Annotated in this window: 3 protein-coding genes; all 3 read left to right on the plus strand. The window is 32.4% G+C overall.

The features are described from left to right. Nucleotides 1-40: 40 nt before the first annotated feature. From Q0W95_RS07380 to hprK, 3 genes are read left to right on the plus strand one after another with little or no spacing between them, the layout of a single operon-like run. Nucleotides 41-1810, plus strand: coding sequence for an aminopeptidase P family protein (locus tag Q0W95_RS07380; RefSeq protein WP_297791405.1), 1770 nt, complete (start codon nt 41-43; stop codon nt 1808-1810). After that, complete coding sequence (gene uvrC / locus Q0W95_RS07385) at nt 1807-3657, plus strand: excinuclease ABC subunit UvrC (protein WP_297791408.1); 1851 nt, start codon at nt 1807-1809, stop codon at nt 3655-3657. The genes Q0W95_RS07380 and uvrC overlap by 4 nt, the downstream gene beginning before the upstream one ends. Before the next feature lie 3 nt (nt 3658-3660). After that, on the plus strand, nt 3661-4734 hold the full coding sequence (hprK, locus tag Q0W95_RS07390) for an HPr(Ser) kinase/phosphatase (RefSeq protein WP_297791410.1): 1074 nt from the start codon (nt 3661-3663) through the stop codon (nt 4732-4734). Nucleotides 4735-5033: the final 299 nt, after the last annotated feature.

Genomic DNA, 5033 nt, shown 5'->3' on the forward strand with positions numbered 1-5033 from the left:
GTATAGAAAATAAGATTTTTAATTTCAAAGGAGAATTGAGATGAATATAAATCAAAGAATTGAAAAACTAAGAGAACTAATGAAAGATAGAAAGATAGAAGCATATATAATTCCGACATCAGACCCTCATCAATCTGAATATTTGGCAGATTATTATAAAACTAGAGAATTTATTTCTGGATTTACTGGTTCTGCTGGTGTTGCTCTTGTTACTATGAATGAAGCTAAGCTTTGGACAGATAGCAGGTACTTTCTACAAGCTAGCAAGGAATTAAAAAACTCTGAGTTTGAATTGATGAAAATGGGTGTTGACGGTGTTCCAAGTCTTTTAGAATATTTAGAAGAAAATGTTTCTGAATTTGGTAAGATTGCTTTCGATGGAAAAAATTATTCTGTGGATGGTTACAAAAAACTAAGTGAAAATATGGGGGCAAGAATTCTTGTTTCAGATGTAGATTACATTTCTCAAATATGGGAAGATAGACCAGCCCTAGGCAAGGACAAAATTTGGATAATGGAGGATTCATATACTGGTGAAAGTCTAGACCAAAAAGTTGAGAGACTTAGAGAAGTAATGAAAAATTACGGATATGACTATACCTTCATAGGTTCACCAGAAGATATATGTTACCTCTTAAATATTAGAGGTAATGATGTTGACTATAATCCTGTAGTTTTATCCTACTTATTACTTTCACAAGATGAAATTTCACTCTGTGTTGATGAAGAAAAGCTAAGTGGGGAAGTTAGAGATTACCTAGAGTCAAATAAGGTGAAGGTGTATTCTTACGATTCAATATATAAGTTATTAAAAAATATTCCTGGCAAAAATAGGATTTTCTTAGATCCACAAAGAACAAATGTTGCAATTTATGACAGTATCAATGCTAATGTTAAAATATCAATGGGTACTAATATTACCACTAACATGAAGGCTATAAAAACAGATACAGAAATTGAAAATGTTAAAAAAGCCTATATTAAAGACGGCATAGCCTTAGTTAAGTTCTTTAGTTGGCTAGAAGTTGGTGCAAAAACTGGTTCTTTAAACGAACTTTTGGCAAGCCAAAAATTACAAGACATTAGAAGAGAAGATGAATCATACATTGAAGATTCATTTGAAACTATAGCAGGATATAAAGAAAATGCGGCAATTGTCCACTACGCCCCATCAGCAACAGGTTCAAAAACTATTAAGGACGAAGGAATGATTCTTGTAGATTCTGGAGCTCATTACAAAGAAGGAACAACGGATATTACTAGGACTGTAGCCCTAGGTAGGTTAACAGATGCAGAAAAAACTGATTACACACTAGTCCTAAAATCATTTCTAGCCTTGTTCTTAGCTAAATTTAAGGATAAAACCTATGGCCAAAGACTTGATGCGATTGCAAAATATCCACTCTGGCAAGCAGGCAAGGATTTCTTCCACGGAACAGGTCATGGAGTTGGATTTGTTCTTACAGTACATGAGGGGCCACAAAGAATTTCAGAAAGAGATCAAACAGGTTTTGTTGAGAACATGACAACATCAATAGAGCCAGGTTTATACATCGAAAATTCACATGGAATTAGGATAGAAAATGAAGCGTATGTAACTAAGGCAATGGAGAATGAATTTGGAAAATTTAACCAATTTGAAACTCTAACATATGTTCCTATAGATACAAGACCTGTAAAAACAGAAATGTTAAATAGAAATGAGATTGACTGGCTTAATGATTATAATAAGGCATGCTACGAGAAGTTAAGTCCATATTTGGAAGGTCAGGAACTAGAGTATTTGAAAGAGAGCTGTAAAGAAATTTGACCAAATTACAGATTAAAGAAAAATTAAAAGAACTACCAGACTTACCAGGCGTATATATCATGAGAAACTCTACTGATGAAATAATTTATGTTGGTAAAGCAATATCGTTGAAAAAAAGAGTACGCCAATACTTTGACAATAATAAGAATAAAGGTGCAAAAGTCCTAGCAATGGTTGCAAATATTGACCACTTTGAGTATATAATTGTTCAAAATGAGGTCGAGGCCTTGGTTCTTGAAAGTAATTTAATCAAAAAAAATAGACCCAAATACAATATAGTATTGAGGGATGACAAGCAATATCCATATATAAAAATATGTAAGGAAAAATATCCTAGAATTAAAAAAGTTAGACAGGTAAAAAAAGATGGGGGCAGGTATTTTGGCCCCTATCCGGATGCCTATGCAGTTAATGACTCCATAGATTTATTTCATTTGTATTATCCTTTTAGAACCTGCAATTTGAATTTTGATAAGGGAGCAAGTCTTGATAGACCTTGCCTAAATTATTTTATAAAAAAATGCAAGGGACCATGTGTCAACAAGGAAGATGAGAAAAGATACTTGGATAATATGGATGATATTAATGATTTTCTTGAAAGTAAAAGCGAGAAGATTCTAACATGGATTCTTGATAAAATGAACAAAGAAGCTTCTAAACTTAATTTTGAAATGGCTGCTAGGTACAGAGATTATTATAGAGCCCTATCTGTGATTTCTGAGAGACAAAATGTAACAGAAACAAAGGGTGATGATATCGATATAATTGCTATGAGTAAAGGGATGACAACAATCGTTATTCAAGTTTTTTTTATGAGACAAGGAAAAATTGTAGATAGAGAACATTTTTTTATAAAAAATGATTATATGGAAACAAACTCCGATGTAATGTCCTCTTTCATTAAGCAGTTCTACTTAGATATCATGTACATACCTAAGGAAATTCTGGTTCAAACACTCCCAGATGATTTAGAATCTATCACAGAATTTTTATCCGCTAAGAAAAAATCAAAAGTATCCATTCATGAACCTAAAATAGGTAAGAAAAGAGAATTAGTAGATATGGCGAGCAGAAACGCTGTGGATATGAGGATAAAGCACGACAAAAGAGTCGAAAGAAAGGAAAGGAAAAGATCATCTGGCCTTAATCAGCTTAAAGAAATTTTAAACTTACATGACTTATTTAGGATTGAAGCATATGATATTTCCAACATTTCTGGTGTGAGGTCAGTCGGGTCTATGGTGGTGTTCGAAGATGGGATACCAGTTCCGAAAGAATATAGAAAATTTAAGATACGTACAGTAGAAGGACCAAATGATTATGCATCTCACAAGGAGGTCTTAACTAGGAGGCTTAAAGAAGGAATAAGCGAAAAAGAAAAAGGCAATACCCAAACAGGATTTGGATCTTTACCAGATTTGATACTTATGGATGGAGGCAAGGGGCAAGTTAATATTGCTAAAGATGTCCTTGAAAATCTTGCTTTAGATATTGAAGTTGCAGGTCTTGTAAAGGATGACAAGCATACTACTAGGGCAATAATATACAATAATAATGAGATTCCTATTAATAGGAGAGATCCTGTTTATAATTTAATCTATGAAATTCAGGAAGAAGCGCATAGGTTTGCAATAAATTACCATAGAAAGTTGATGCAAAATACCGTGAAGGCAAGTGAGCTTGATAAGATTAAAGGTGTTGGCAAGAAAACAAGAGAGAATCTATATAAACATTTCAAAACTTTATCTAACATAAAAAAAGCAAGTATTGAGGAACTGATGGAAGTTCCACTTGTAGGAAGGGTTCAAGCTCTTGAGATTTACAAATATTTTAGGCTGAAAGGATAATAAATGGCTGATAGTAATAATATAAGTGATTTTAGTGAACATATAGATAAGGAAATTACCAGAGGAATCGAGCATGTAAGCGTAAAATTAAGCAAAGTTGTTAAAAACTTAGATTTAGAAGTTATTCATAAAGCTAAAGATTTTGATGAAATTGTCTTAGAAAGTGCTGACGTAAATAGACCAGGTCTGCAACTTACAGGATACTTAGAGAAGTTCCCCCACAAAAGACTTCAAGTTATTGGCTCTGTTGAATATACTTATTTAATGAGTTTGGACTCAAGAATGCAGTATGAAAGGTTCAGGGGAATACTTTCTTATAAACTTCCAGCGATAATTTTCTCTTACAACAAAGAAATAAATAAAGATATAATGGATCTTTGCGACTATTATGATATAACCTTATTAAGATCTCCACTAAAATCCACAAGGCTAATATCAAAGATATCAGATGAACTTGAATATCAACTAGCTCCAACTAGTAACGTCCACGGAGAACTCCTTGATGTTTTTGGTGTAGGTGTGCTTATAATGGGAAAGTCTTCAGTGGGTAAAAGCGAAACAGCCCTAGAACTTGTAAATAGGGGCCACAGACTAATAGCTGATGATATGGTAGATATTGTTGCTGTAAACAATACCCTACAAGGTTCATCACCAGAAAATATTAGACATTATATGGAAATTAGAGGTCTTGGTATAGTCAATGTTAGGAGACTATACGGTTCTGGGGCAGTAAAAATATCAACAGGAATTGATTTGGTAATAGAACTAGAACAATGGAAAGAAGACTATGAATATGATAGATTGGGTCTTGATCAGCATTATATTGAAATCCTTGATGTAAAAGTTCCTCATATAGTAGTACCTGTAAGAGCTGGAAGAAATCTAGCATTAATTATTGAAGTTGCAGCAATGAACCAAAGAGAAAAAAATTTAGGGTACAATGCAGCTAAAGTAATGACTGATAATATTTTTAAACAATCAACAAAAGAAAATGAAGATTCTCTAAATGAAAATAGCATCGAGAAAAACGAAGAAATCGAAGATCAATCACAAATATTGGATAGTGATTTCAACTAAAATTAAGAAATACAATGAAAAAACTAATTATTTACAAATTACTTGTGTTAATAATTAGTTTTTTTAGATATTTTCCGAATATAAGATATGCAATAAAGTAATTGAATGATTAAAATCAAATAAATTTATTAGATGAACCTAAAAGCGGTATAAGGTTAAAATCATTTTAAATTTAATCTTGACAATCACATCAATAAACCTTATACTTTAAGTAGTGTTAACGATATTTGTTACTAATATTATAGGAGGTCTTAAATGACAGTTAAAAGAGCTATGAAGACTATGGATGGTAACACAGC

This window comes from uncultured Anaerococcus sp. (assembly GCF_947253225.1).
Taxonomy (GTDB): domain Bacteria; phylum Bacillota; class Clostridia; order Tissierellales; family Peptoniphilaceae; genus Anaerococcus.

Bases quoted from the DNA above. Each gene is read 5' to 3' on its own strand.
- Q0W95_RS07380 (WP_297791405.1), top strand. From the start codon at position 41: ATGAATATAAATCAAAGAATTGAAAAACTAAGAGAACTAATGAAAGAT.
- hprK (WP_297791410.1), top strand. From the start codon at position 3,661: ATGGCTGATAGTAATAATATAAGTGATTTTAGTGAACATATAGATAAG.